At 65.3% G+C, this 25,656-nt stretch carries 28 protein-coding genes and 2 pseudogenes; 15 read left to right on the forward strand and 15 right to left on the reverse strand.

Going from position 1 to position 25,656, the window contains the following annotated elements; genetic code table 11:
* Positions 1-13 precede the first annotated feature (13 nt).
* From ACTDXD_RS21320 to ACTDXD_RS21330, 3 genes are all read right to left on the reverse strand, one after another.
* Positions 14-1,483 carry an adenylate/guanylate cyclase domain-containing protein gene (locus tag ACTDXD_RS21320; RefSeq protein WP_440124225.1) on the reverse strand — a complete coding sequence of 490 codons (1,470 nt, stop codon included), beginning with the start codon at positions 1,481-1,483 and terminating at the stop codon, positions 14-16.
* 121 nt (positions 1,484-1,604) lie between these two features.
* On the reverse strand, positions 1,605-2,348 hold the full coding sequence (locus ACTDXD_RS21325) for an SDR family NAD(P)-dependent oxidoreductase (protein ID WP_440124226.1): 744 nt from the start codon (positions 2,346-2,348) through the stop codon (positions 1,605-1,607).
* 24 nt (positions 2,349-2,372) lie between these two features.
* Positions 2,373-3,296, reverse strand: a complete 924-nt coding sequence (locus ACTDXD_RS21330) for a 3-oxoacyl-ACP reductase (RefSeq protein WP_440124227.1) — start codon at positions 3,294-3,296, stop codon at positions 2,373-2,375.
* A 226-nt stretch (positions 3,297-3,522) separates the two neighbouring features.
* On the opposite strand from ACTDXD_RS21330, the gene ACTDXD_RS21335 reads away from it, so the two are divergent.
* The 8 genes and pseudogenes from ACTDXD_RS21335 to ACTDXD_RS21370 form a co-directional block, all read left to right on the forward strand.
* Positions 3,523-4,128, forward strand: coding sequence for a TetR family transcriptional regulator (locus ACTDXD_RS21335; RefSeq protein ID WP_440124228.1), 606 nt, complete (start codon positions 3,523-3,525; stop codon positions 4,126-4,128).
* 127 nt (positions 4,129-4,255) lie between these two features.
* Positions 4,256-5,419 carry a steroid 3-ketoacyl-CoA thiolase gene (locus ACTDXD_RS21340; protein WP_440124229.1) on the forward strand — a complete coding sequence of 388 codons (1,164 nt, stop codon included), beginning with the start codon at positions 4,256-4,258 and terminating at the stop codon, positions 5,417-5,419.
* Between the two features lie 37 nt (positions 5,420-5,456).
* The gene (locus tag ACTDXD_RS21345) at positions 5,457-7,646 is read left to right on the forward strand and encodes an acyl-CoA dehydrogenase (RefSeq protein WP_440124230.1); all 2,190 of its coding nucleotides are present in this window, start codon (positions 5,457-5,459) and stop codon (positions 7,644-7,646) included.
* Between the two features lie 6 nt (positions 7,647-7,652).
* Complete coding sequence (locus ACTDXD_RS21350) at positions 7,653-8,522, forward strand: MaoC/PaaZ C-terminal domain-containing protein (RefSeq protein ID WP_440124231.1); 870 nt, start codon at positions 7,653-7,655, stop codon at positions 8,520-8,522.
* Positions 8,519-9,175, forward strand: a complete 657-nt coding sequence (locus tag ACTDXD_RS21355) for a PaaI family thioesterase (protein WP_054717212.1) — start codon at positions 8,519-8,521, stop codon at positions 9,173-9,175. Before ACTDXD_RS21350 ends, ACTDXD_RS21355 begins: the two co-directional genes overlap by 4 nt.
* 49 nt (positions 9,176-9,224) lie before the next feature.
* A pseudogene (locus tag ACTDXD_RS21360) lies at positions 9,225-9,611 on the forward strand (SDR family NAD(P)-dependent oxidoreductase); the annotation flags it as partial.
* A 116-nt stretch (positions 9,612-9,727) separates the two neighbouring features.
* A complete protein-coding gene (locus ACTDXD_RS21365) occupies positions 9,728-10,975 on the forward strand; it encodes an IS256 family transposase (RefSeq protein ID WP_106386906.1) in 1,248 nt (415 codons plus the stop codon).
* Between the two features lie 47 nt (positions 10,976-11,022).
* Positions 11,023-11,433: pseudogene (locus ACTDXD_RS21370) on the forward strand (SDR family NAD(P)-dependent oxidoreductase); the annotation flags it as partial.
* 36 nt (positions 11,434-11,469) lie between these two features.
* Here ACTDXD_RS21370 and ACTDXD_RS21375 read toward each other — a convergent pair.
* On the reverse strand, positions 11,470-12,111 hold the full coding sequence (locus ACTDXD_RS21375; RefSeq protein ID WP_440124232.1) for a helix-turn-helix domain-containing protein: 642 nt from the start codon (positions 12,109-12,111) through the stop codon (positions 11,470-11,472).
* A gap of 61 nt (positions 12,112-12,172) precedes the next feature.
* Here ACTDXD_RS21375 and ACTDXD_RS21380 point away from each other — a divergent pair, with 61 nt between their 5' ends.
* Positions 12,173-13,357, forward strand: coding sequence for an alpha/beta hydrolase family protein (locus tag ACTDXD_RS21380; protein WP_440124233.1), 1,185 nt, complete (start codon positions 12,173-12,175; stop codon positions 13,355-13,357).
* A 16-nt stretch (positions 13,358-13,373) separates the two neighbouring features.
* On the opposite strand, the gene fdhD is transcribed toward ACTDXD_RS21380, so the two are convergent.
* Both fdhD and ACTDXD_RS21390 read right to left on the reverse strand, forming a co-directional pair.
* Entirely contained in the window at positions 13,374-14,186 is an 813-nt protein-coding gene (fdhD, locus tag ACTDXD_RS21385; RefSeq protein ID WP_440124234.1) for a formate dehydrogenase accessory sulfurtransferase FdhD, read from the reverse strand.
* Complete coding sequence (locus ACTDXD_RS21390) at positions 14,186-14,359, reverse strand: hypothetical protein (RefSeq protein WP_440127830.1); 174 nt, start codon at positions 14,357-14,359, stop codon at positions 14,186-14,188. Before ACTDXD_RS21390 ends, fdhD begins: the two co-directional genes overlap by 1 nt.
* A gap of 155 nt (positions 14,360-14,514) precedes the next feature.
* Here ACTDXD_RS21390 and ACTDXD_RS21395 point away from each other — a divergent pair, with 155 nt between their 5' ends.
* Together ACTDXD_RS21395 and ACTDXD_RS21400 are read left to right on the forward strand one after the other, a co-directional pair.
* The gene (locus ACTDXD_RS21395) at positions 14,515-15,120 is read left to right on the forward strand and encodes a GNAT family N-acetyltransferase (RefSeq protein WP_440124235.1); all 606 of its coding nucleotides are present in this window, start codon (positions 14,515-14,517) and stop codon (positions 15,118-15,120) included.
* A gap of 125 nt (positions 15,121-15,245) precedes the next feature.
* A complete protein-coding gene (locus tag ACTDXD_RS21400) occupies positions 15,246-16,016 on the forward strand; it encodes a class I SAM-dependent methyltransferase (RefSeq protein ID WP_440124236.1) in 771 nt (256 codons plus the stop codon).
* Between the two features lie 43 nt (positions 16,017-16,059).
* Here the strand turns inward: ACTDXD_RS21400 and ACTDXD_RS21405 are convergent, their stop codons facing one another.
* The 3 genes from ACTDXD_RS21405 to ACTDXD_RS21415 all read right to left on the reverse strand — a co-directional run bounded on the left by ACTDXD_RS21405 (position 16,060) and on the right by ACTDXD_RS21415 (position 18,785).
* Positions 16,060-17,055: an iron-containing redox enzyme family protein gene (locus ACTDXD_RS21405; RefSeq protein WP_440124237.1), complete on the reverse strand. Its 996-nt coding sequence runs from the start codon at positions 17,053-17,055 to the stop codon at positions 16,060-16,062.
* Positions 17,056-17,194: 139 nt separating this feature from the next.
* A complete protein-coding gene (locus tag ACTDXD_RS21410; RefSeq protein ID WP_440124238.1) occupies positions 17,195-17,377 on the reverse strand; it encodes a hypothetical protein in 183 nt (60 codons plus the stop codon).
* 28 nt (positions 17,378-17,405) lie between these two features.
* On the reverse strand, positions 17,406-18,785 hold the full coding sequence (locus ACTDXD_RS21415) for an MBL fold metallo-hydrolase (protein WP_440124239.1): 1,380 nt from the start codon (positions 18,783-18,785) through the stop codon (positions 17,406-17,408).
* A 124-nt stretch (positions 18,786-18,909) separates the two neighbouring features.
* Between ACTDXD_RS21415 and ACTDXD_RS21420 the strand changes: the two genes are divergently transcribed.
* From ACTDXD_RS21420 to ACTDXD_RS21435, 4 genes are all read left to right on the forward strand, one after another.
* Positions 18,910-19,509, forward strand: coding sequence for a rhodanese-like domain-containing protein (locus ACTDXD_RS21420; protein ID WP_440124240.1), 600 nt, complete (start codon positions 18,910-18,912; stop codon positions 19,507-19,509).
* A gap of 2 nt (positions 19,510-19,511) precedes the next feature.
* A complete protein-coding gene (locus ACTDXD_RS21425) occupies positions 19,512-20,390 on the forward strand; it encodes a sulfite exporter TauE/SafE family protein (RefSeq protein ID WP_440124241.1) in 879 nt (292 codons plus the stop codon).
* 64 nt (positions 20,391-20,454) lie between these two features.
* Positions 20,455-20,724 carry a metal-sensitive transcriptional regulator gene (locus ACTDXD_RS21430; RefSeq protein WP_054716523.1) on the forward strand — a complete coding sequence of 90 codons (270 nt, stop codon included), beginning with the start codon at positions 20,455-20,457 and terminating at the stop codon, positions 20,722-20,724.
* Positions 20,725-20,762: 38 nt separating this feature from the next.
* Positions 20,763-21,173: a DUF302 domain-containing protein gene (locus tag ACTDXD_RS21435; protein ID WP_440124242.1), complete on the forward strand. Its 411-nt coding sequence runs from the start codon at positions 20,763-20,765 to the stop codon at positions 21,171-21,173.
* Between the two features lie 75 nt (positions 21,174-21,248).
* Here ACTDXD_RS21435 and ACTDXD_RS21440 read toward each other — a convergent pair whose 3' ends face one another.
* The 6 genes from ACTDXD_RS21440 to ACTDXD_RS21465 all read right to left on the reverse strand — a co-directional run bounded on the left by ACTDXD_RS21440 (position 21,249) and on the right by ACTDXD_RS21465 (position 25,315).
* Complete coding sequence (locus ACTDXD_RS21440) at positions 21,249-21,911, reverse strand: hypothetical protein (protein ID WP_440124243.1); 663 nt, start codon at positions 21,909-21,911, stop codon at positions 21,249-21,251.
* A 435-nt stretch (positions 21,912-22,346) separates the two neighbouring features.
* Positions 22,347-22,577 carry a hypothetical protein gene (locus tag ACTDXD_RS21445; RefSeq protein WP_440124244.1) on the reverse strand — a complete coding sequence of 77 codons (231 nt, stop codon included), beginning with the start codon at positions 22,575-22,577 and terminating at the stop codon, positions 22,347-22,349.
* A 79-nt stretch (positions 22,578-22,656) separates the two neighbouring features.
* Complete coding sequence (locus ACTDXD_RS21450) at positions 22,657-23,616, reverse strand: hypothetical protein (RefSeq protein ID WP_440124245.1); 960 nt, start codon at positions 23,614-23,616, stop codon at positions 22,657-22,659.
* Positions 23,606-24,703, reverse strand: a complete 1,098-nt coding sequence (locus ACTDXD_RS21455; protein ID WP_440124246.1) for a hypothetical protein — start codon at positions 24,701-24,703, stop codon at positions 23,606-23,608. Before ACTDXD_RS21455 ends, ACTDXD_RS21450 begins: the two co-directional genes overlap by 11 nt.
* Before the next feature lie 4 nt (positions 24,704-24,707).
* A complete protein-coding gene (locus ACTDXD_RS21460) occupies positions 24,708-24,998 on the reverse strand; it encodes a hypothetical protein (RefSeq protein WP_440124247.1) in 291 nt (96 codons plus the stop codon).
* Positions 24,995-25,315 (reverse strand): SAV_915 family protein, encoded by a 321-nt coding sequence (locus ACTDXD_RS21465; protein ID WP_440124248.1) that lies wholly within the window; start codon positions 25,313-25,315, stop codon positions 24,995-24,997. Before ACTDXD_RS21465 ends, ACTDXD_RS21460 begins: the two co-directional genes overlap by 4 nt.
* Positions 25,316-25,656: the final 341 nt, after the last annotated feature.

Raw genomic sequence — 25,656 nt, forward strand, 5'->3', positions numbered from 1 at the left:
CCCGAGTGGTCTGTCAGAATCGGCTGCGTCGGCCCGCAAGACGTGCGAGGTCACGAAGTATGCCGGGAGCCCGGTGGGCCATGGTGAGGACTGCGCGGTCGGAAAGGGACGTGCGGGGCGGCACCGCCGGATGTGTGGGCCGGGTCCGGTGCGTCGCGGTGAACATCTGAACCTGGCCAGGGACGCCCTTCAGCCGATGTCTGCCGAGGTCGGCGAAATCGATGTCGGCGCCGCTCGCGAGATCTCGCACGCTTTGGGAGCATCGCACCTGCCCGGGCCCGGCAGACGCGGCGATGCGGGCTCCGAGGTGCACCGTCATCCCGGTCAGCTCCGGGCCCGCGCGGGTGATCATCCCGACGTGCACACCGGATCGGACCGACAACCCGAGACCCGTCGTGCTCCGGATGATTCGGTGCGCACAGTGTATGGCTGCTGCCGGTCCGTCGAACACACTCAGAGTGCCGTCGCCCGCGATACCGACCAGCGCGCCCGAGCCTGCCTCGACCTCGACACGCACCAGTCTGTCGTGCGCGGCCAGCAAGGACGCGAAGTCGAGGTCGCCGATCTCCGCGAGTAGGTCGGTCGAGCGTACGACATCGGTGAACAGGACGGTGGCGAGGAAACGGTCCGCGTCGACAGGACGGATCGAACCGGTGGCGAGTTCCTCCACGTGGTCGAGTACTGGGATCAGCGCCTCGCCCAGGGTCGCGCCGGCGGGGATAGGAGGCAGGTCGTGGAACCGGCCCTTGGGGACGAGTTCGGCGACCCGGCGGACTGCGGCCCGGGCGAACAGACTGTCGGGCTGATGCAACACTTCCGTCGGACACTGGATGGACGGCAACGCCCACGCGTAATTCGCCCGGATTGCCCACTCGAGATGTTGTTGTGCGGTTGCCGGTGTGGCCGAACATCGTTCGAGCAGAGCCATGATGCGCCGGTTGTGCGGAACATCGAGGGCAGGGTGCGCCAGGGACGTGAGGTCGCCGTGGCCCCAGCGGGCGTACGCACCGCGATAGCAATCGACGAACCGGTCTCGTTGGGAGGTAGTCCACCCCGCAGGTGGATCCCCGTCGGAGACCAGGGCCTCGGACCAGGGTTCGGCCAGAATCAGTCCGGAAACCCGGTCGGGACATCGGGCGGCAGCCAGAGCGACTGCTCCGCAGGTGCTGGATGCTCCGACAAGGGTGGCCTGCGCGACTTCAGCGTCGTCGAGTACGGCGAGGACGTCGTGGGCCTGCTCCTCGAGTGTCGGGACGTGGTCGACGGGGTCGGACAGTCCGAATCCGCGGCGCTGGAAGAACAGCGAGCGCGCGAAGTTGGAGCAGCGTTCGAAGTTGTAGTGCAGGTGAGGGTCGGTCCACATCAGGTCCGGGTGCATCATGTCTTCGAAGAACCATGCCACGGGGTGCGTCCCCTCGCCCACGATCTGGTACGCCAGTGCGTGCCCGTCGCGCTGGACGTACCGCGTCACAGGCGGGTCCATGAGACAACGATAGTCTGCGAACCGCGGAAAACGAGGTCACGAACCCTGTCGAGTTCGTGACCTCGTCCGCCTCGGTGCGTTGGACTACCCGCCGCCGCGGACGCCTTTCGCCGCACACGCGTCAGCGCAGTTTGATGCTGCCGCCGTCGACCATCAGCGTTTGACCGGTCATGTACGACGCGTCATCGCTTGCGAGGAACACTGCGACACGCCCGATGTCGGACTCGGGGTCACCGAACCGGTGCAGCGGCGTCTTGGCGAGCAACACGTCCTCGACACCGGGATTGGCCTCGATGTACGCTTGCACACCTTCGGTCAAGGCCAGCGGCGAGATGAGATTGACGTTGATGTTGTCGGAGGCCCATTCGTTGGCAGCAACCCGGCTGATCCCGCGGATTGCTTCCTTGGCTGCGGCGTACGAGGCCTGCGTGACGTTACCGTCGATGCCGGCTCCGGACGCGAAGTTGATCACCGAACCCTGATTCGCGGCGAGTTCTGCGTGCGCCGCCTGCATGAGCCAGAGTGTCGGATAGAAGCCCGTGCCGAAGGACAGGTCGAACATCTCCTGCGTGGTCTCGAGCAGTGGTGCCTGACGGGACACGTGCGCGTTGTTGACGAGGACGTCGACTTTCCCGAATGCTTGGACCGCAGCATCGACAATCGTTGCGGCGCTGTCCTTCTGGGAAATATCTGTACTGATGAACTTTCCCGCGCCGCCGAGTTCGGTCTCGAGGTCGGCGCCCTTGGCTTCGTCGATGTCGACGAAGAGGACGTGAGCGCCCTCCTTGGTGAATGCTCGGACGATACCGCGACCGATACCACCGGCTCCGCCGGTGACGATCGCGACCTTCCCTGCAAGTCTCATGCCGTGCTCCTTCGGGTGAGGTGATCAGTCGACTGCGAGTGCGGCCTTCTCCAGTTCCGCGATGCTGTAGGCAGCGTACGTCTCGTACTTGCCGCGACCGGTGAAGTACGACGACAGCTGCTCATCGAGCTCTTCGACCGTGAACGCGGAACCTGCTGCGTCGAAACGATTCTCGACCTTCGGCGATGCCATGAGTGCGACCATCTTGCCGTAGACCACGAACACCTGGCCATTGATCTCGTGCGAGGCGGGGGAGGCGAGGTACGAGACGAGGGTTCCGACGCGCTCGGGTGCGAGCGGGTCGAGACCGGCATGCGCAGTGTCGGCGTCGCCGAATGCCTCGGCGGTCATAGCGGTCCGTGCGCGCGGGCAGATCGCGTTCGCGGTGACGCCGTAGCGGGAGAGTCCCTGGGCGGTGGACAGTGTCAGGGCGGTGATGCCCGCCTTGGCGGCCGAGTAGTTGGGCTGTCCGGCGGAGCCGAACAGGAAGGCTTCCGACGAGGTGTTGATGACGCGGCCGTACACGGGGCCGCCGGTCTCCTTGCTGGCTGCACGCCAGTGGACCGCAGCAGCGTGGGAGGTCGCGGCGTGACCCTTGAGATGCACGCGGATCACATCGTCCCAATCGGATTCTGTGAGGTTGAAGATCATCTTGTCGCGGATGATGCCTGCGTTGTTGACGAGGATGTCGAACGAGCCGAACGCCTTGACGGATTCCTCGACGAGGCGGCCACCGAGCGACCAGTCGGAGACGTCGCCGGTCACGGCGATGGCCTGTCCGCCTGCTGCAACGATCTCCTCCGCGACTGCGTGTGCAGCGTCGCCCATGTCGTTGACGACGACGGCGGCACCGGCGGCGGCAAGCGCGAGGGCCTCGGAGCGTCCGAGGCCGGCTCCGGCGCCGGTGACCACTGCGGCGCGTCCGGCGAGGCTGACAGATTCACCCATGGATGTCTCCCGTGTTCGATCGGTTCGGCTCCTTGGAAGCGGCTCCGAACCAGAATTAGTATTCATTCTAGTTTGCGCTCGGCCGACTCGGCAGGCGGATGCTGTCCCGCTGTACGGGAGTCGGCAGGCCTGCGGTTGCAGATCCTGCTGACCAGGACGGAATCGTCCGTGTCGTGTGTGCCGGATCTACTGTCGGGCTCCGTCCGGGCAGAGGAAGAGGTGAGGAATGCCCAGGCTCTCAGAGGTTCGTGACGCGGCCGAACCGAGTTCGATGGAGCAGCGCGCGCGGCACGGCCGCATCTTGAAGGCGGCCACCCAGCTCGGCGGGGAGAAAGAGCTCGAACGTGTCCAGATGCAGGAGGTCGCGAAGCTGGCCGGTGTCGCAATCGGCACGCTCTACCGCTACTTTCCGTCCAAGACCCACCTGTTCGTCGCGGTCATGGTCGATCAGATCGACCGCATGGGCAGCCAGCTCTCGAGGCGAGCAGTCGGTGGAACGACACCTCCCGAGGCGGTGTGTGACGCATTGCTACAGGCGACGCGAGCGTTGTTGCGTACGCCGCACCTCGCGACGGCCATGATCCAGTCGGCCGGAATGTCGAATGCGGCGACGATCCCTGATGTAGCGAGGATCGACCGGCTTTTCGACGGGTTGCTTCTCGATGCCGCGGGTATCGAAGAGCCGACGGTCCTGGACGCGACGGTGTTCAGGCTCGTCGTTGCGTTGTGGTTCGGGCTGGTGCAGTCGGCGCTCAATGGACGCACTTCGATCCCCGAGATCGAATCGGACCTGCGGATCGCATGCGATCGATTGCTCGGAGGACTCGTGTGAGGCGGGATCCCGGCCGCATCGATTCGCGTTGATGACCAGTGTGGTCTCGCTCGGTGGGACAATGCGGTTCTCCATCTCTCGGCAGAAATAGAATAAATTTCAGTATCGCCGAAAAGCAGGGAGTGACATGAACAACGTTGTCATCGTCGAAGCAGCACGGACGCCGATCGGTCGTCGCCGCGGCCAGCTTGCCGGGGTGCACCCCGCAGTGCTGCTGGGCGCTGCTCAGAAGGGAGTCCTGGAGCGGACCGGCCTGCCGGCCGAACAGGTCGGTCAGCTCGTCGGCGGTGCTGTGACCCAGGCCGGGGAGCAGTCCAACAACGTCACGCGACAAGCATGGCTGCACGCGGGGCTTCCGTACACGACCGCAGCGACCACCATCGATTGTGCGTGCAGCTCGTCGCAGCAAGCAGTGCACATGGTCGCAGGTCTGATCGCGTCCGGCCAGATCGACGCCGGAATCGGCTGCGGTGTCGAGGTGATGAGCCGGGTGTTCCTCGGTCAGGCCAACGCACCCGGCACCGGAAACCCCTACCCGGACGACTGGACGATCGACATGGGCGACCAGTTCACTTCTGCCGAACGGATCGCACAGTTGCGCGGCATCAAGCGCGAAGACGTCGACGCATTCGGCCTGGAGTCGCAGCGACGGGCGGCGCAGGCGTGGGCCGAGGGCCGGTTCGACCGCGAGATCGTTCCGGTCGAGGCGCCGGTCGTCACGAAGGAAGGCGAGCCCACCGGCGAGATCGCTACCGTCACCCGCGACGGCGGCCTCCGCGAGACGACCGCCGAAGGCTTGGCAGGTCTGAAACCGGTCATCGAAAACGGCATTCACACTGCCGGTAACTCGTCGCAGGTAAGCGACGGCGCGGCCGCAGTTCTCCTGATGAGCGAGGACAAGGCGCGCGAAGCCGGTCTGCGTCCGCGGGCCCGCATCCTCGCCTCCACGCTGGTCGGCTCGGACCCGTACTACCACCTCGACGGTCCCGTCACGTCGACCCAGGCTGTCCTCGAACGCACCGGGATGTCGTTGTCGGACATCGACATCGTCGAGATCAACGAAGCATTTGCCTCTGTCGTGCTCTCGTGGGCGCAGGTGCACAACGCGGATATGAGCAAGGTCAACGTCAACGGTGGTGCGATTGCCCTCGGTCACCCGGTCGGCTCCACCGGCTCGCGGTTGATCACCAGTGCCCTCCACGAGCTCGAGCGCTCCAACCGTTCGACCGCGCTGGTCACGATGTGCGCGGGTGGCGCGCTGTCCACCGCGACCATCATCGAACGCATCTAGCCGACCCGACTTTCTGCTCCTATCGAAGGACCCGTGAATGACCATTGGATTGAGTGACGACGATCGCGACCTCCGCGATTCCGTGCGCGGCTGGGCCGCACGTCACGCCACGCCCGAAGTGATCCGTGAAGCGGTCGAGGCAAAGGCCGAGGCCCGCCCCCCGTACTGGGCCTCGCTCGTCGGACTCGGCGTGCTCGGGCTGCATCTGCCCGAAGAGTTCGGCGGCGCAGGGTGTGGCCTCCTCGAAACGGCCATCGTCGTCGAGGAACTCGGACGCGCGATGGTGCCGGGTCCGTTCCTGCCGACCGTCGTGGTGTCCGCCGTCCTTCACAGGGGCGGACGTACCGACCGGCTCGCAGGCCTGGCCGATGGTTCACTGTTCGGCGGCCTCTCCCTGCAGCCCGGCGACCTGAAGATCGTCCGGGACGGCGACGACGTCGCACTGTCCGGTACGTCGAGTTATGTCCTCGGCGGCCAGGTCGCTGACGTCTTCCTGCTCGCAGCCGACGACGACGGCAGGCTCGTGTTCGTCGTCGTCGACCGTGACCGACTCGACGTGACCGACCTGCCCAGTTACGACGTCGTGCGACGCAACGCCGAGGTCTCGGTGGATGGACTGGTCCTTGCCGAGGGCGACGTCCTGACACTGGATCCGCAGCGCGTCGTCGACATCGCAGTCACACTGTTCGCAGCGGAGACGGCAGGTCTCGCCGACTGGGCGACCACCACAGCCGCCGACTATGCGCGTGTCCGCAGGCAGTTCGGCCGGGTCATCGGCCAGTTCCAGGGTGTCAAGCACACCGTTGCGCGGATGCTGAGTCTGACCGAGCAGTCCCGCGTCACCGCGTGGGACGCGGCCCGTGCACTCGGGGAGGACGTTTCGGAGAAGGAGGCGTCGCTCGCCGTCGCCGTCGCCGCGGCGACGGCGCTCGAGGCCGGTTTCCAGGTCACCAGGACGTGCATCCAGGTCCTGGGTGGCATCGGCTACACCTGGGAACACGACGCGCATCTCTACATGCGGCGGGCGCAGTCGCTGCGGATCCTGTCGGGCTCGACCGCATCGTGGAAGCGCCGGGTCGCGGCCCTGACCCTCGACGGAGTTCGCCGCGTACTGAGCATCGATCTACCGGCGGAGGCCGAGCAGATTCGGGCCGACGTTCGTGCGGAACTCGAGGCGGCGAAGGCTCTCGAAGGTGCTGAACAGAAGGCATACCTTGCCGAGAAGGGTTACACCACGCCGCATCTACCGGCGCCGTGGGGCAAGACGGCCGATGCCGTCACGCAGCTCGTCATCGCCGAGGAATTGCGCACCGCCGAGCTGACTCCGCACGACATGATCATCGGCAACTGGGTCGTCCCCACTCTGATCGCACACGGCAACGAGGAGCAGCTCGCACGATTCCTGCCCGGATCGTTGCGCGGCGACATCACCTGGTGCCAGTTGTTCTCCGAGCCTGGTGCCGGCTCCGACCTCGCCTCGCTGTCCACCAAAGCAGTGAAGGTGGACGGTGGTTGGAAGCTGAACGGTCAGAAGGTATGGACGTCGATGGCCCGAGTCGCGGACTGGGGTATCTGTTTGGCACGCACCGACGCGGATGCACCCAAGCACAAGGGCCTGTCCTATTTCCTGATCGACATCAGGAACACGAAGGGCCTCGACATTCGTCCGCTGCGTGAGATCACGGGCGAGGCGCTGTTCAACGAGGTGTTCTTCGACGACGTGTTCGTGCCCGACGAATGCCTGGTCGGCGAGCCTGGAGACGGATGGAAGCTGGCCCGCACCACCCTCGCGAACGAGCGGGTCTCCCTGTCGGTCGACTCTTCACTCGGCTCCGGTGGCGAGGCGCTCCTGACTCTCGCCTCGATGATTCCGGGAGGGCTGGACGACGAACAGCTCACCGTCCTGGGCAAGGTGCTGTGTGACGCCCAGAGTGGCGGGCTCATGGGATTACGCACCACGCTGCGCTCGCTCACCGGCGCGCAACCCGGCGCCGAGTCGTCGATCGCGAAACTCGTCGGTGTCGAGCACATCCAGCAGGTGTGGGAGGTTGCGATGGACTGGGCGGGCCCGTCGTCGCTGCTCGGCGAGCAGGACCGCTGGTCCAACACCCAGATGTTCCTGAACTCGCAGAACCTGTCCATCGCCGGTGGCACGACGAATGTCCAGCTCAACATCATCGGTGAGCGGATTCTCGGTTTGCCGCGCGACCCCGAACCCGGAAAGTGATCACCCATGCCGATTGATGTGAATGCCGCGCTGTCGGCAGAGCCCACCCTCCGCGAAGCGGCGTGGACCGAGCGCGATGTGATCCTCTACCACCTGGGCCTGGGTGCCGGGACCAACTCGATGGACTCCGCTGAGCTGCGCTGGGCATACGAGAAGGACCTGCAAGTGGTGCCGACCTTCGCGATGGTTGCAGGGCAGGGGGTCTCCGCGGGTCCTGCCAGGCCGGCGTCGATGAACCTGCCGGGCATCGACATCGACCTGCGCAAGATCCTGCACGGTGGGCAGTCCTTGACTGTGCACGCTCCGATCCCGGCGGCGGGCTCCGCGACCATCTCGTCGCGGGTGGCCGATGTGTGGGACAAGGGTAAGGCTGCCGTGATCGTCCTCGAACAGTCGGCACGCGGTGCTGACGGAAGTCCGCTGTGGACTTCCGCAATGCAGATCTGGGCACGTGGCGAAGGTGGTTTCGGTGGCGACTCCGGGCCGGAGTCGGCTGCGTCGGCGCCGGAACGTGCGGCCGACCAGATTCTGGTGACCCCGACCGGTACGGCGCAGGCATTGGTATACCGCCTCAGCGGTGACATGAACCCCCTGCACGCCGACCCGGCGTTTGCGAAGATGGCCGGCTTCGATCGGCCGATCCTTCACGGACTCGCTTCCTACGGAGTGGTGTGCAAGGCCGTCGTCGACGGGGTGCTCGCCGGGGATCCGACTCGGGTGCAGTCATTTTCGGTGCGCTTCGCCGGATCGCTGTACCCGGGGGAGACCATCGAGACCTCGGTGTGGCGCGACGGCGACACTCTCACGCTGTTGGCAACCTGCCCCGAGCGCGACGGGCAGCCGGTGCTCACGCACGCGACGATGGAGGTCCGATGAAGGTCGATCCCGATACACATCCCACAGTCGGCAACGCCCCCGACGGCACGGTACTGACCTCGGCGCCTCAGGATTCCGCGATGGACCGGGCCACCGCTGCCGCCCGACGTGTGGTCGACGCGCTGCTGCGCACCGATCGGGCCAACGCGAATCTCGAGCGGGTCGCGGAGGAGCTCGACAGTGTTGCCGTGCACCTCGAAGAACACGCACCGGAGGTGAAGGAGCGGCTGATCGACATGTGGCACGGAGAAGGCGTCACCCGGCACGATCCGGTCACCGGGCCGGAGAACGCGCTGGCACCGCCACTCGTTCTTGCCGGCCGCGAGGACGGGTGGGTCGAAGGGATCGTCGAGTTGACCTTCCCGTACCAGGGCCCTCCCGGACACGTCCACGGCGGTGTCGCCGCGTTGCTGATCGACCACACCCTGGGTGTCGCAAACGCGTGGGCCGGACGAAGCGGTGCCACTGCGCAGCTCAATGTCCGATACCACCGCCCGACCCCACTGTTCGAGCCGTTGACTGTTCGTGGCCGCCTGGTCGAAGAGAACGGTCGCAAGATCAACACTGTGGGTGAGATCGCGACTGCTGATGGCACGGTGTGCGTGTCCGTCGAGGCGCTCTTCATCGACAAGACGGTTCCTCGTCCTCGCTGAGAGGACGTCACCTGGGTAGATCACCGACATCGGGAGAGGGCATACGACCATGGGGAAGTTGGACGGGCGGGTAGCCATCGTCACCGGCGCCGCAATGGGTATCGGCCGTGGTGTTGCGGGTGCACTGGCACGTGAGGGCGCGAACGTCATCGTTGCCGACGTCGATGAGACGGCGGGAGCCGGCGCCGCGAAATGGCTCATCGACGAGTGGGGTGTGCAGGCGAAGGTCATGCGCACCGATGTCACCGATCGTGATCAGGTGCACGCGATGGTCGACGCTGCCACGGCGGAGTTCGGACGGCTCGACATACTGGTCAACAATGCCTGGCGCCCGCTGGGCTACGCACGGCTCGAGAAGACCACCGAAGAGAACATGCGGGCCGGTTTCGACATGGGTGTGATGGCGGCATTCTGGGCGATGCAGCGCGCGTATCCAGTTGAGTCCCCGATGATGGTGTAACGCGGTTGCCGGCCTCGTCGTAGTAGACGTGGAGCGGCCACCGCGTGATCTTCGAGTGAACCCTTCACAGCACTCTCGAACGGAGCATCACGGTGACCGCACCTCACATTGTCGACCCTGCCGGCCTGCTTGGCGAGGCCCTGGCGGAAGCCTCCCCGGACCTCATGCGCAACCTGCTGCAGACGGTGATCAACGCGCTGCTGTCCGCCGACGCCGACGCGGTGGTCGGTGCCGAGTGGGGCCAACGCAGCCCGGACCGGACCGCGCAGCGCAACGGCTACCGGCACCGCGACCTGGACACCCGGGTCGGCACGATCGACGTCGCGATCCCCAAGCTGCGCACCGGGACGTACTTCCCCGAGTGGCTGCTCGAGCGGCGCAAGCGGGCCGAGTCGGCGCTGATCACGGTGGTGGCGGACTGTTATCTGGCCGGGGTGAGCACCCGCCGGATGGACAAGCTCGTCAAGCAGCTGGGCATCAACAGCCTGTCGAAGTCGCAGGTGTCCCGGATGGCCGCCGACCTCGACGCCCAGGTCGAGGCCTTCCGCCACCGGCCCCTCGACGAGGCCGGACCCTTCACGTTCGTCGCCGCCGACGCCCTGACCATGAAGGTGCGCGAGGGCGGGCGGGTCATCAACGCCGTGGTCCTGATCGCGACCGGTGTCAACGGTGACGGGCACCGCGAGGTCCTGGGCATGCGGGTGGCCACGGCCGAGACCGGGGCGGCGTGGAACGAGTTCTTCGCCGACCTCGTGGCCCGCGGCCTGGCTGGGGTCCGGCTCGTGACCTCAGACGCGCACGCCGGCCTCGTCGAGGCCATCGCGGCCAACCTTCCCGGCGCCACCTGGCAGCGCTGCCGCACCCACTACGCCGCCAACCTCATGAGCGTGACCCCGAAGTCGATGTGGCCGGCGGTCAAGGCGATGCTGCACTCGGTCTACGACCAGCCCGACGCCGCCGCGGTGCACGCCCAGTTCGACCGGCTGCTGGACTACGTGGCCGCCAAGCTGCCGGCGGTGGCCGAGCACCTCGACGCCGCCCGCGCCGACATCCTGGCCTTCACCGCCTTCCCCAAGGACGTCTGGACCCAGATCTGGTCCAACAACCCCTCCGAGCGGCTGAACAAGGAGATCCGGCGCCGCACCGACGCCGTGGGCATCTTCCCCAACCGGCAGGCCATCGTTCGCCTCGTCGGGGCCGTGCTGGCCGAACAGACCGACGAATGGGCCGAAGGCCGCCGCTACCTCGGCCTCGAAGTCCTCGCCCGCTGCCGACTCGCTCCAGTGACCGACACGACGACGGAGGTGAGCACCGACCCCGTCCTCGAACTCAGCGCCTAACCCCTACGAAGGATCACAGGCGATACACCACTACCTGGGACTTGACCGCGTATCCGGCACTTGCCGAGCACGGGACCGGTCGAGTGATCAACATGTGCAGTCTCAACGGCGTCAATGCCCACATGTACTCGGTGTACTACAACACCGCCAAGGAAGCGCTACGCACCATGACGCGCACAGCGGCGCGCGAGTGGGCGCCGAAGCACGTGTGCTGCAACGTGATCTGCCCGGGGGCGAAGAGTGCGGCCTACGAGCGCGTCGCCGCGGCGAATCCGCAGATGGCCGCGGCGCAGGAAGCCGCCAATCCGATGGGGCGGATCGGTGATCCGCTCGATGACATCGGTACCGTCGCCGCGTTCCTGGCGAGTGATGATTCTCGTTATCTGACGGGCAATACCCTGTTCGTCGATGGCGGAAGTCATATCAACGGTGTGCAGTGGGCCCCGGAGGTCGACTGACCACCCGTAGACGAATCGAATGCTCGATCTGCCCGGCTATGGCCGGGACAGGTCGAGCATTCTGTTTGCGAGTTGCAGAATCTCCGCCTCGAACGATGCGAGTTCAGGTGCAGCGCCTGCCTCCTGTGCGCGCTCGTATGCGGCGAACGCGCCGATGACGAAACGCACCATCAAGCTCACTCGGCGTCGCGCGTCAGGTGCTGGAAGGTCGAGCCGATCGGCCATCCTCATCAAGAGTGCCGACAGGACATCGAGCGAGTCGTCCGACGGATAGTAATCGGCTTGCACGCCGGTCGGCGCCGGGATCGCCAGGACATCGAGCGGCGCTGTGGAGAGCCACTGTTCGTTGAATCGTGCCCAATAACTGGGCTCGTTCTGCGCGATCTGCGTGGCGAGCGGATGTACGTACGCGTGGACGAGCCGGTCCAGGGCGGGGGTCGTCTCGAGCTCTGCTGCGGCAAGCAGTGCGGCGCGCTCGGCGTTCATCCGGGGAGCGTGCCTGCTCCAGATCTCATCGAGGAGTCCGTGCCACGAGCCGAAATGGTATGCGACGGCCGAGTTGTTCCGCTGCCCAGCCTCTTTGACCACCTCGCGTGCGGCCACGCCATGGATACCGCGGTGTGCGATGAGCCGCTCCGCGGCATCGAGCAGTGCGAGACGTCCCGTTGACATCGTCATGCGACCACTGTACTAAGAACATTGACTTCAGGGTTAATACGTTCTTCTTAACGGAGGCTTGATGAAGACCTTCCAGTCCCGGCACGCTGTCGTGGCACTTGCGTTCGCCTCGGCACTCGGCCTCGGAGCATGTTCGAGTCCGGCTCCGGAGCCGGCCGAATCCGGTGCCATGGCTCCGGGAACGCTTGTCACCGACAGTCCGATCATCAGCGCCGCGGCGCTCCCCAGCGCCGAGCGCACCGACCTGGTCACCTACCTCTCCGAGGGTGCCGATGGAGGTCCCACGTTGGTCTCGGGCACCGTTGCGATTCCGAAGGGCCAGGCGCCAGAAGGCGGATGGCCCGTGATCAGCTGGGCTCATGGCACCACGGGGGTAGGGGACGCCTGTGCACCATCCGCAGACACGGTCGGCGGACCCGCGCATTCCTACGTCGAACGGACCTCGGCCATGCTCGACCGGTGGGTCGCCGACGGATACGCCGTGGTCCAGACCGACTACGAAGGTCTCGGCACGCCCGGCGGGCATCCCTACATGAACGGCACGAGCGCCTCGAACTCCGTCGTCGACATCGTCCGGGCCGCCCGCGACCTCGAGCCCGCCATCGGGGAGAAGTGGATTGCGATGGGACACAGCCAGGGCGGTCATGCCGCGCTCTACACCGGCGCGCTCGGGGCCGAGCGCGCACCCGAGCTCGACCTGCAAGCGGTGGTGTCGTTCGCGCCGGGCAGCCGCACCAGCGAGACCGCTGCCTACTTCGCGGCAGGTGGCCCAGGTATCGCACAGGCGCTCGGCTTCCTGCCGATTCTTCTTCTCGGTGCGGAAGCGGCACAACCCGAACTTTCCGCCGACGCGATGCTCACCGACGAATCCCGTCCGCTGCTCGCAGCGGCGCGCACCGGGTGCATGAACGACGTGTGGGCGGCTGCCGCATCCGTTCCCGAAGACCGGATCTTTGCACCCGACGCGGATCTCGACGGCTTGCGCGAGTACTACGCCACACAAGAAGTCGAACCCCTCGATCTCTCGGTGCCGACGCTCGTCGTACAGGGCAGTGAGGACGCTCTGGTGTCGCGTGCCATCACCGACCAGGTCACCGAGGCGCTGTGCGGCAACGACGCAGACCTGACCTACCGGGTGTACGACGGCGCGGACCATCGCGCGGTACTCGAAGCGTCGTTCCACGACGTACACGCGTTCGTCGAGACCGTCCGCTCGGGGGAGGACGCAGGGAACACCTGCAGCTGAGGCCGGTGCGGCGTCGTCAGAGCACCGTTCCCGTGTAGACGTTCATCGAGTCGTCGCGCAGGAAGCCGACCAATGTCAGACCCGACTCCTCGGCGAGGTCGACGGCGAGTGACGACGGCGCCGATACCGCACCGAGCACCGGCACACCGGCCATCACGGCCTTCTGGACGAGCTCGAACGACGCGCGACCACTGACGACGAGGACGCTGTCGGAAAGCGGCACCCTGCCTTCCGACAGCGCCCACCCGAGCACTTTGTCGACTGCGTTGTGCCTGCCCACGTCCTCGCGAAGCTGCAGAAGTGATCCTTCGGTGGTGAACAAGGCTGCAGCGTGCAGGCCTCCGGTGGTTTGGAAGACCTTCTGCTGCCGACGCATCCGATGGGGCATTTCCGCAAGTGAGCGAGAGGCCACCGTGACAGTGCCGACGAGCGGAAACCGGGTGCGGGTGCGGACCTGGTCGAGAGACTCCTTGCCGCACACCCCGCACGCCGAGGTGGTAACGAAGTTCCGCGCGCCCGCACCGTGCGGAATAGCGACCCCTGGGGCGAGTTGGATGTCGAGAACGTTGTACGTATTCGCGCCGGAATCGTCGACACCATCGCAATAGCGTGCGACCGCAATGTCATCGCGACTGGCGATGATTCCCTCGGCGAGCAGGAATCCGTGCGCCAACTCGACGTCGCTACCGGGAGTGCGCATCGTGACTGTCAACGACTGCCCGTCGAGGCGGATCTCCAGAGGCTCCTCGACGGCGAGGGTGTCGGGACGCCGCGTCGTGCGGTCGGCAGTGACCCGCAGGACCGACCGTCGGGTAGTTACACGTCCCACTACGAATCCCTGACCGACGCGGCCTCGAGACGCACAGTGATCGCCTTCGACGCCGGAGTGTCGGACTTCTCGGCGACATGGTCGAGCGGCACCAACGAGGTGCTGTAAGCCACTTGGCGGAAGCTGCTGACGTCGGACTCGTCGATATCCGCGTCGGGACCGTGTCGCATCATTCCTCCATAGTGGCCCGTCGCTACGAGTAGTTCACGCTGGCCTGCTGTGGACCCTACCTGCGTTCATTTTTCGGAACGGTGCTAATCCTCGGCCGGCGAGACGGTGTCTGTCCGGCTTCGGCCGAATCCGGCCGGATCCGTCGTAAGCTGCACACATGACTGTTACGGTCCGGGCCGCTACACGTAACGACCTTGCTGCTCTCGGCGCCGTATTCGCAGACGCCTTCTTCGACGACCCCGTGTTCACATGGATGTTCCCGGACGACAACAGCCGCATCCGCCGCTCGGCACGATTTTTCGAGGCCGAGGCCCGTCACCACATGCTTGCGTTCGGGGGCACGGAGATCGTCGAACGGGACGGCCGGGTCGGTGGTGCCGCGATGTGGGCGCCGCCGGATCGATGGCGCGCACCGGTCGGTGCCACGCTGCGCATGCTGCCGCAACTTCTGTGGGCTCTCGGGCGGAACATCAATGTGGGACGCTCGGTGGATTCCGCGCTCGAATCTGCGCACCCCGCGGAGCCGCACTGGTATCTGTCGACGATCGGAACCGCATCCCATGCGCGCGGCGCGGGATGCGGTACGGCGCTGCTGAAGTCTCGCCTCGACCGGATCGATTCCGAGCACGCTCCCGCGTACCTCGAATCGAGCAAGGAATCGAACGTTCCGTACTACGAGCGGTTCGGATTCACCGTCACCAGGGAGATCCACGTCCCGGGCGGTGGCCCGACCCTGTGGGCGATGTGGCGAGACCCACGATGAGGCAAGGCGAAAGTGTCGAAATCCCGACATGTCACATCGGCTTCCGTTGCATCGTCCGGCCGTGACCGCCCGTGAACGGCGCGCGGAGGCTTGACCTAGTCATTGCACCGGCGCCTAATGGGTACATGTCGTTCGCCGGTCCGGCCGAGCACTACGACCGTTTCATGGGGCGCTATACACCGTCGCTGGCGGTGGCGCTTGCCGACGCTGCCGGCGTTGCACCTGGCCAGCACGTGTGTGATGTGGGATGCGGGCCCGGTGGCCTCACGCGCGAACTCGTCACGCGGGTCGGTGCCGGGAACGTCGCGGCGATAGATCCGGCACACCGGTTTGCCGTGTCGTGCCGCGAACGCAACCCGGGGGTAGACGTACGCGAGGGCGTGGCCGAGGAGCTGCCCTGGCCCGACGGCGCATTCGACACGACTCTGTCGTCCCTCGTGATCGGCTTCATGAACGACCCCGACGGTGGTGTTCGGGAGATGGCACGCGTGACCCGCCCGGGCGGTGCGGTGGCGTCGTGTATGTGGGACGTCGTAGGCGGCCGCATGACGATGCTCCGCGTGTTCTGGACGGCTGTGCGTCAGGTCGACCCCGCAATCATCGGCGAGACCCGGATGGCGGGCACCTCGGAGGGAGATATCGCCGCCCGGTTCCGTCGAGCAGGCCTGCTTGCCGTAGTGGATGGAACGATCACCGCCGAGGCATCCTATGAAGACTTCGACGACTTCTGGGAGCCGTTCGCCTACGGCGTAGGTCCGGCCGGCCAGTCGTTCGTGGCACTTCCCGAGAAGGACAAGGCCCGAGTGCGTGAGCTCTGCCGCGAGGCGCTGCCGCCGGGAGCATTCACTCTCGATGCACATGCGTGGTACGCGCGGGGGACCGTCCCGCCGACATAGGTCGCTCCGTTGGTGAACGACTTCCGGCACCCTGGTCGGGCTCCTAGCGCAGGAGCGAGGTGCGTCCGCTCGACCACGCCGACATCACATGCTCGGCGAACCTGTCCTCGACGAACCCGAACGCGCGGATCCCGAAGACGACATCTGCGGCAAGCGAAGGCTCGCGGGCCAGCAGATCACCTACGACGTCGGTACGAAGTACCAACTCGTGTACCGCGTCCGCGTGAACGTGCTCTTGGTAGAACTGCAGGCACGGCGCCGGCGCCCCGAGGCGGACCAGCGCCTGGACCAAACGTTTCGAGCCGGGCGATGACGTGATCTCCGTGGCGGCGAGGTGTCCCACCGCCGCTCCTCGGAGAGCTCGGTGGAGTCCGAACAGCGACATGAGGTTGACGAGCAACAGGGTTTCGGCCGGGACCTGGTCGATATAGGCGAGGTAGGTCGAATCGAGGTCTGCGGCGTCGAGGAGGTCGGCGAACAATTGCGCATGTATCCGATCTCCGCGACCGCCCCCGTACTCATCGAACTCGACAGCGACGAAGGACGCTTTCGCTTGCCCGGTCAATCGGGGGATCGCCCACGCGTGGGGGTCTGCCTCCTTGAGGTGATAGAGCGATCGATGCATGAAATACTCCTGCATCTGCGCCCATGTGCCCTGTTCGAGCAGGTGCCACGAAGGACCCGTTCCGGTTTTCGGCTCGATTGCGAGGGCATCCATCTCGCCGACGGCGTCGTCGCCGGGGTCGACTCGTACGCGCAGTTCCGCGAGAAAGAGTCGCTCGAGCTGCGCACGCAGTCGCAGGAGATCCGGCTGCCATTCCCAGGAGTCGTCCACCGTGGAAAAACCCCGGTAGTGAAGTTCGTAGCAGATGTAGAGCGTAAGTTGTACGTCGTGCCCGAAAGGATCGACGCCCGTGGCGGGCTCGGGTAGTTCCACGCGATCTTCGGGGTCGGATGAGAGCGCGGTGATCACAGCATCCGACAGGGGGCCGCGCGCTGCAGGTAGCAGGTGCGCGTGGAGTTCACTGGTGGACCGCATGTACTCACGCTATCGCGGTAGGGACACTTCTTCGACCGAATGCCCACGATCTCGCTGATCGGCCTGCCCCGCGACCGTGGGGGTCTCGTCACCTGGCGTGCTGCGGTCTCGCGCGCACCGAGCGTAGACCCCCTCGCGGTCAGCGGCCGGACCGAAAGAGCGAGCGCAGACCCGGCCGCGGGCGCCGCGCCGACACTGCGGTGCTCTGATCGCAGGTGCAGCGGTCGGCGGCGGGCACGGACCGCATGACGACGTCGACATGCTGTCCGCAACCTCCCCATCCGGTCTTGTTGCAACGGGAACAGGCGACGGGATAGCACATGAGGAACCTCCAGGAATGATTCGTATGGTCAGGCAGCGGCGTGGGATTCGGCCCAGGCGTTGTATCCGCCCAGCAAATCCGAGACGTTGGTGAAGCCCTGCGCACGCAACAGCGATGCCGCGACGCTCGAGCGCCACCCGCCCGCGCAGTGCACCACGATCGGCTTGTCGTCCGGCACTTGATCGAGCCGTAACTGCAACTCTGCCAATGGAATCGGAATCGAACCCGCAATCGAGCCGGAAGCGCGCTCGCCGGGATTCCGGATGTCGACGAGGGTCACCGAGCCGGCTGCGAGCAATCGGTCGAGATCCTCGACGCTCGTGCGGGGGGCGGTCTCGATCAGCTCGGCGAGTTCTGTGGGGAAGATCCCGTCGTGATCGACGTTCAGATAGCCTGCGGCGCCGTCGGATCCGATCCGGGCCAGGCGCATCGCCGCGTCCTGCTCCTCGCCGGGATAGGTGATGAGCACGATCTTCTCGCCGACCTCGGCCACCATCCCTCCCGTTTCGGCGAAGCGTCCGTCGAACCCGACGTTGACTGAGCCGCGTAGGTGGCCGGCGGCGAAGTCGTCCACACCGCGGGCATCGAGGATTCTTGTGCCGGTGATGAGTTCGGTCTTCACCTGCACAGGCGTGAGCTCGGGAATGGCGTGGTCTTGGGCGAGCAGAGGGTGGACGCGCTTGTTCATCGCGGCATCGACCGAGAAATAGGCCGGAGCCGCGGGCTGGCCGTCGGTGATCATGGCGACGAACACCTCTTCGCTCATCGGCTGCACCGACGGGTTGGACGCGCGCTGCTCGCCGATGGTGGAGGTCAGTTCGGTCGACAGGTTCTTCCCGCACGACGATCCCGCGCCGTGGGCGGGCATGACGACAACCTCGTCGGGCAGGGACAGCAGCTTCTCGTGCACGGTGTGGTACATCGCGCGCGCCAGGTCGGTGCTCGATCCGTCGCCGAGGTTGACCAGGTCAGGACGACCGACATCGCCGATGAACAGTGAATCGCCGGTGAGAACAGCGGTGGGTGTGGTTCCGGGCTGTTCGCGCACCAGTACCGAGATCGATTCCCAGGTGTGCCCGGGTGTGGCGATGAGCTCGAGCTCGACCTTGCCGAGGGACAGCTTCTCGCCGTCGCTCAGACGGCGGATCGGGTAGTCGGTCTCCGCGGCCTCGCCGAATCCGATCCAGGCGCCGGTGGCGGCGACCAGTTCGAGGTGGCCGGAGACGAAGTCGGCGTGGAAGTGCGTGTTGATGACGCCTTCGATGGTCAGTCCGTATTTTTCTGCGGCGTCGAGGTATTCGGTGATGTCGCGGCGCGGGTCCACAACGATCGCGCGGCCGGTGCTCTCATCGCCGATCAGGTACGACGCGTGGGACAGGCACTCGATGTAGTACTGCTCGAGAATCATTGCTTCCTCCGAGGTGTGGTTGCCGGGTGGACTCCGGGGGCGTGTAGACAGATTGGCATATACCCCCTAGGGTATGTCAAGTACCCCCTGGGGTATCCAGTACGACTTCTCTCGAAAGGTCCCCATGACTGCCTTCCCTGCTGCCACCCTCTATCCGGCCGAACTGCTCGAGCTGATGGAGTCGGGCAAGGACATCCGAGTCATCGATGTGCGCACCCCAGGTGAATTCGACACCGTTCACATCCCCGGCGCGTACAACGTTCCGCTGGACCTCCTCCGCGAGCATCGTGACGAGTTCTGTGCACATCTCGACGAAGATGTCGTGCTGGTGTGCCGCTCGGGCCGGCGCGCCGTGCAGGCCGAAGAAGACCTGCGGGCTGCGGGCCTGATCAACGTTCATCTCCTCGACGGCGGCATGCTCGGATGGGAAGGGCAGGGGCTGCCCGTCAATCGCGGTGCGAGTCGGTGGGATCTCGAACGGCAGGTACGACTGGTGGCAGGCTCGATCGTGTTCGGTTCGGTACTCGCCAGTGTCGCGGTACCCAAGTTGAAGTGGTTGGCGGCCGGAATCGGCGGGGGTCTCACCTTCGCTGCCCTGTCGAATACCTGCGCAATGGGCATGGTGCTGTCGAAGCTGCCGTACAACCGCGCGGCCTCGTGTGACGCACAGTCCGTCGTCGCCCGGCTCGTCGCGGCGAAGACCGTCTCCGCCGAAAGGAACTGATCGTGATCGCGCTGACCGTTGCGCTGGCAGTTCTCGTCGGCGTCACACTCGGATTGCTCGGCGGTGGGGGATCGATCCTCACCGTTCCGTTGCTCGCCTACGTTGCGGGCATGGATGCCAAGGAAGCCATCGCCACATCGCTGCTCGTTGTCGGTGTGACCAGTGCGGTCGGCGCGATCTCCCACGCACGTGCGGGTCGCGTGCAGTGGCGCACCGGTATCTTCTTCGGTCTGGCCGGGATGGTCGGTGCGTACGCGGGCGGTCTGCTCTCGCAATTCATTCCCGGTACCGTGCTGCTCCTCGCGTTCGCTGTGATGATGGTTGCCACGGCAGTGGCAATGCTGCGTGGTCGCAAGAGCAAGTCGGCCGCCGAGGACGGAACGCATTCGATGCCGATCGGCAAGGTACTTCTCGACGGGGTGATCGTCGGTCTGGTCACCGGGCTCGTCGGCGCCGGAGGCGGCTTCCTCGTGGTCCCGGCGCTGGCTCTTCTCGGCGGACTGTCCATGCCTCTCGCGATCGGAACCTCGCTAATCGTCATCGCGATGAAGTCGTTCGCGGGCCTGGGAGGGTATCTGTCGGCCGTGCAGATCGACTGGCGCCTGGCCGCGATGGTCACCGGTGCAGCAGTTCTCGGCACCGTCATGGGCGGCAGATTGACCTCGATGGTGGATCCTGATGCCCTGCGCAAGGGCTTCGGCTGGTTCGTCCTGCTCATGTCATCGGTGATCTTGGCCCAGGAGATCCATCCGGCCGTCGGCGTCGCGGTCGCGGTACTTACTCTCACTGCAGCCGGCACCACGTATGCGTGCGCCCGCCGTGAGTTCTGTCCGCTCCGGCGGCTGCTGCTCCGGCGCGGTGCTCACGCAGTGGTGGGATGAGAGATGGGCATGCCAAATACCCTAGGGGGTACAGTGGTGGGAAACTGGAGAAGGGACCATTTCCATGGTTGGAGACGAAGAAAGCATCGCGCTCGTACTGAACCGGTTGCGTCGAGCTCAAGGGCAACTTGCCGGCGTGATCTCGATGATCGAACAGGGTCGTGACTGCAAGGACGTCGTTACCCAGCTTGCGGCAGTGTCCAAGGCTCTGGATCGCGCGGGATTCAAAATAGTCGCTACCGGTCTGCAGGAATGCCTGACCAACGAGAAGGAGGACGGCAAGGAGCCGATGAGCGTGGCCGAACTCGAGAAGCTGTTCTTGGCCCTGGCCTGACCCGCCGGTCGATCACCATCGAGGAAAGGATGACAATCATGGATCTCGCGCTGTCGACGACACTGCACGCGCCGTTTACCGAAGCTGTCGAACGTACTCGAAAAGCCCTGTCCGATCAAGGTTTCGGGGTTCTCACCGAGATCGATATGCAAGCCACCTTGAAGACGAAGCTCGACGCGGATCTGGAGGACTACGTCATCCTCGGCGCCTGCAACCCGCCGCTCGCGCACCGGGCAGTCACCGCGGATCCGCAGATCGGGTTGCTGTTGCCCTGCAATGTCGTGGTCCGCCGCGACCGCACCGACCCCGAAGCCGTCGTGATCGATGCGATGAATCCGCAGTTGATGGTGCAGTTCGCCGATGAGGAGGGGCTCCGTGAGGTGGCGGAGGCCGCCACCGCCGCGTTGCAGTCGGCGATCGGCTCGTTGTCGAGCGACGAGTCGAGCTGAGAAGGGCCTATGAATCGACGTACGGCTCGTGACTGCTCGACGAGGTTGATGCGTTTGCCCACCAGGCAAGTGCCTTCATTCACATGAGAAATGGCCTCTGGGCCCATCGATGGTGAGAACCGGGAGTGCGACCGGCCGCGTCTGGGATCGCCACCATGCGGTCGTGGCTTGCGAGCGCAGGATGTCGACTGTGCGGGCGATGGCGGTGGGGTCGCGCAGTTCCTCGCGGGCGGCGGGGTTCTCGTAGAAATGTTCGACCGCTGCATCGATTACCTCGGGGGCGATCCGGAATGGTCGTCGGTCGATGGCCACGCTGGTCCGGCGCTCACGCGGTCGTGATGGGTGGGCGTGGCCGACTATTCGTTTGTCGATATGCGTCCACAGACGTGGAACCCGGGAGGAGATGATCGCGTGGTGGTCGTGGGCGAGCTGGATGGTGAGGTTTTGGTGGTGGGTGGTTCGCAGGTAAGGGGAGATGCTGTCCCAAGGGATCCATGCGTCGTTGGCGTAGCCGCGTAGGTGGATGCCGTCGTGGCGGATGGCGATGTAGCCGGGGCGGACGCGACCGAGCAGTATTGCGACAGCGACGCCGACCTGCCATCCACACATCACAGTGAGCAGGAGTACCCAAGTCCCGACCTCGTGTTGTATCGAGTTGAACTCACGGTCCGCACGGACCTCGCTGGCCCTCAGGAGAAATACGATCCCGGCTGTGAGGGCAGGTAATGCGACGATCATGGCGAGGGTGTAGATCAGGCGAGACTGACATAGCACGAGGGCCGGTACATTTTGGTCGGTGCCGACTCTGATTTCTTTGGAGCAGGTTCGGGGACTGTGCATGAGAACGCAGAAAACCGGGAGTAGCCCGAAAAAGAATGTGAACGCCAATGCTACGGCAAGGTCGTCGGGGATGAACGGATTCGCGTGTGGTGGATGCGAACCGGTGTGAAACATTGTGTCGAGGATGACGACCACGCCGGTCACAGCGCCAAACGTCAGCAGCCAGGCGGTCATGAAGTGGAAGTAGATCGTGAGGGTTCCGTACACTCTCGTTCGGACCGGGGTATCTGTGCGCATCGACAGGTCTTCAATCTCCATTGAATAGGCTTCCTCTTGTGGCGGTGCCGAGCTCGCCCAACGCGCCGATTGCTTCTCCGAGTTCGCTGCCTCCGGCTACGAATGTGCTGACGACATCCGCCGAAGAGTCCTCGTAGAGATGGTCGACGCCGCCGGTTGCGATGATTCTCCACTGCCGTAGTAGTCGATACCGACACCGGCGACGAGACTCAGTGTTCCCGTGCCGATTGCCGGCCTCCCCGGAACATCCGCCAGCTGAGCATGTTTCGCGGTGGTCGCGGCAAGGTCGTCGACGGTGCCCTGCGCGGCTCTGTTGTGTCGGCGCATGTCGTGGTGGGTCCCTGCGGGGAGGTTCAAGACGAACTGCACAGGGTGTGTGGATTGCTGTGGTGATGGATGGGCGCCATCAATCTCCGCGGAGGCGGTGGGCATCGACGGCGAGGCTGGGGATGGGTACGGGCCGCGTCTGGGATCGCCACCATGTCTTGGGTGCGTGGGTGCGAAGGGTGTCGACGGTGCGGGCGATGGCCGTAGGGTCGCGCAGTTCCTCGCGGGCAGCGGGGTTTTCGGTGAAGTGGTTGAGGGCTGCATCGATGATTTCGGGAGCAATACGGTAGCGGCGACGATCAGCGCTGACGACGCTGACGGGCTTGCGTGGCCGTGACGGGTGAGCGTGGAAACTTTGGCGCTTGTCGATGCTCATCCACATGCGCGGGACGCGGGAGGAGATGACCACTCGGTGCTCGGGTTGGATGTGGACACTGGCGAACAGATTGTCGCTGTTGAACAAGTACGGACTGACGCTGTTCCAGGGTACCCATGCATCGTTGACGTAACCTCGTATCCGAATCCCGTCATGGCGAATGGCGATGTAGCCGGGGCGGATGCGACGCAGTGCCATCAGGGCAACGACTCCGACTTGCCAGCCAGAGACGATGACCATCATGAGTGTCCATCCAGAGGCAAGGGGGTGGGGTCCAGGGTCGAACGCTAGATTCACCACCAGGATCAGTACCGCGGTGGTCGCGACGAGCTGAAGAACAGACAGGGTGTAGATCAGCCGGGACTGGCGCAGCATGAGGGCGGGGACTCCCTGGTCGGTGCCGACGGTGATATCGGCGAGCCGGGTTCGGGGGCTGTACATGAGGAAGCCCGAGATCGGATGGATGACAGAGAAGGTCCCCAGAGCCACGCCCAAGAGGGCATCATCAGGAATGATTGGGTGTCGACCCGCGAGAGCGTTCTCGATGGTCGCTCCGATCAGGAGTCCGAGAGTCATGAGCGTCCAGTAACCGGTGATCAGGAAGACGTGGTAGATCAGTCGGGCTCCGTATACCCCGGATCGGGTGTGTTCGTCAGGATGCATTCGTGTGTCCTTCTCCTATCCCCACGAGTCCACCGACTGCGACACCGAGATCTCCGAGAGCGCTTGCCGCTTCGCGCAGCTCGCTCCGGCCTGCATCCCACAATCCGCCCCAAGACTGAGCAGATTCTTCGTAGAGGTAGTCGACCCCGCCTGAGGCGAATATTCCTGCCACTGTCCCGGCCAGCGCGCCGCCGAGGGTGCCGAGCCCAGGCAATGCTGACCCGATCAGTGCTCCGGCGACGATCGAGGCCCCGAGTCCGGCGGAATTGGAGACCACGGCCTGCTCGAGTGATTCTCCACCGCCGTAGTAGTCGATACCGACACCGGCGACGAGACTCAGCGTTCCCGTGCCGATTGCCAGCCTCCCCGGAACATCGGCCAGCTGCGTATGTTTCGCGGTGGTTGAGGCAAGGTCGTCGGCGGTGCCCTGAGCGGCTCCGTAGAGTCGGCGCACTTCGTCGTACGGCGTTCCGTCAGGCAGATCGACCACAAACTGCATCGACTGCCGAGATTGCCGCGTGAGGTCGTCGGCCCTTTCTGCGAGACCGTGCACCGCTTGCTTCAACTCTGCGGTCAGATAATCGAGCCCAGTACTGGTCGTGAACGATGCGGCCCACGCGTCACTGGCCCATCGGTTGGCCACTGCGGCTACCTCGCGCGCCCAGCGCGCGTGCACGTCCTGGGCTGCGGCCGCGGCGTCGTTGTAAGCGAGCAGGACGGTCTCGTCCGATTGGGGAGCCGGATCGGCAATGGTGTTGCACACCACGGACAAACCGGCTGCTGCGGCGCGGTCGCAGATTTCGGCCATCTCGGCCGGCACCGACGTGAGTGCGGCAGCGATCTGATCGAAGTGGCCTGCAACGTCGAGGACTCCGGCCCGGAAGACATCGATGGAGTGGACGAGAGCGGTGGCCTCGCGCAGGAACTCCTCGGACGCATCACCGTCCCATGCGTCGTTGGCGATTCGGCGGGCGGCCACCGCGTCGTCTCCCGTGGTCTCGATGGCTTGTGCCAAGCGGTGGCGGAGCCAGTCGCCGATGCGGGAGATATCGGCGGGGTCGCCGTCGATGAACGTGTCGATCGGCATTGGTTCAGTCGTCGCTGTTGGACCAGGTGGTCACGAGATACGTAGCAACGTCGTCGTCGGTTCGGCGGTAAGCCGCGGCACATCCGCCGAGAATTGCCGCGCTCGAGCCGAGCGTCTGAACGAGCCCCGCAAGGTCTGACGCAGCGTGGGCGAGCATTCCGGTGAGCGGGGCTGTCGCAGCACCCGCGCGCACCGAATCGGGGAGACGCCGGCTGATGTCGGCTGCTGTATGCGCGGACGCTTCGTATCGTGCTGCGGCACGGTCGAGTTCGTCGGGGTCAGCGCGCAGGGTCATAGCGCCTCCTGGTGGGAAAGCGTGCCGCGGTGGTCGTGCGCGCTCCGGCGTTCGTGTACCGGGATCTCGATGTCGAGTAGAAGCACGTCCCATCGGTACGACTGGCGTAGTCGCGGCAGCAGATGTGCGGGAACGACGAGCCATGGCTGCGCGTCGCCGCAGCAGGTCAACAGGCGATCGAGCGCCGTGTAGGCGAGCAGTGCGGTTCGGCCGTCACTGAGATTCCTCAGATCGACGACCGCATCAGCGGGATCGGAAACTGCTTGTGCACAAGGCAGATACAGATATGGCGGCACTATCGGTAGTGCGTCGGTCACGACGATCCCCCCATGATCGTGTCGGCAGATGCTCGACCCCCCAGGCCGAACACGTCGGAGCTGACAATACCAAGGGGGGATGCGCTGCCCTGAGGGAAGCTCGGTCAGGAGGTGTGGGTGAGAGACTCAGTCGCTTCCGGCGACGGGGCGGATCATGCCGTCGTCACAGTCTCGCTGGGCGAACTTCGTCTTGGAGGCCCGCAGCCTGCGTTGACGGTCGGTGAGAGAGGGGTCGTCCATGCCGAAGAATCCCGTGCCGAATCGTCGAGTTCCCAGAACAGGCGCAGAGCCAAACCGCGATCACAGCACTGTTCTTCGGGTGACCGGCGCCAATCACCCTC

Source organism: Rhodococcus sp. SJ-3, from assembly GCF_051918125.1.
Lineage (GTDB): Bacteria > Actinomycetota > Actinomycetes > Mycobacteriales > Mycobacteriaceae > Rhodococcus.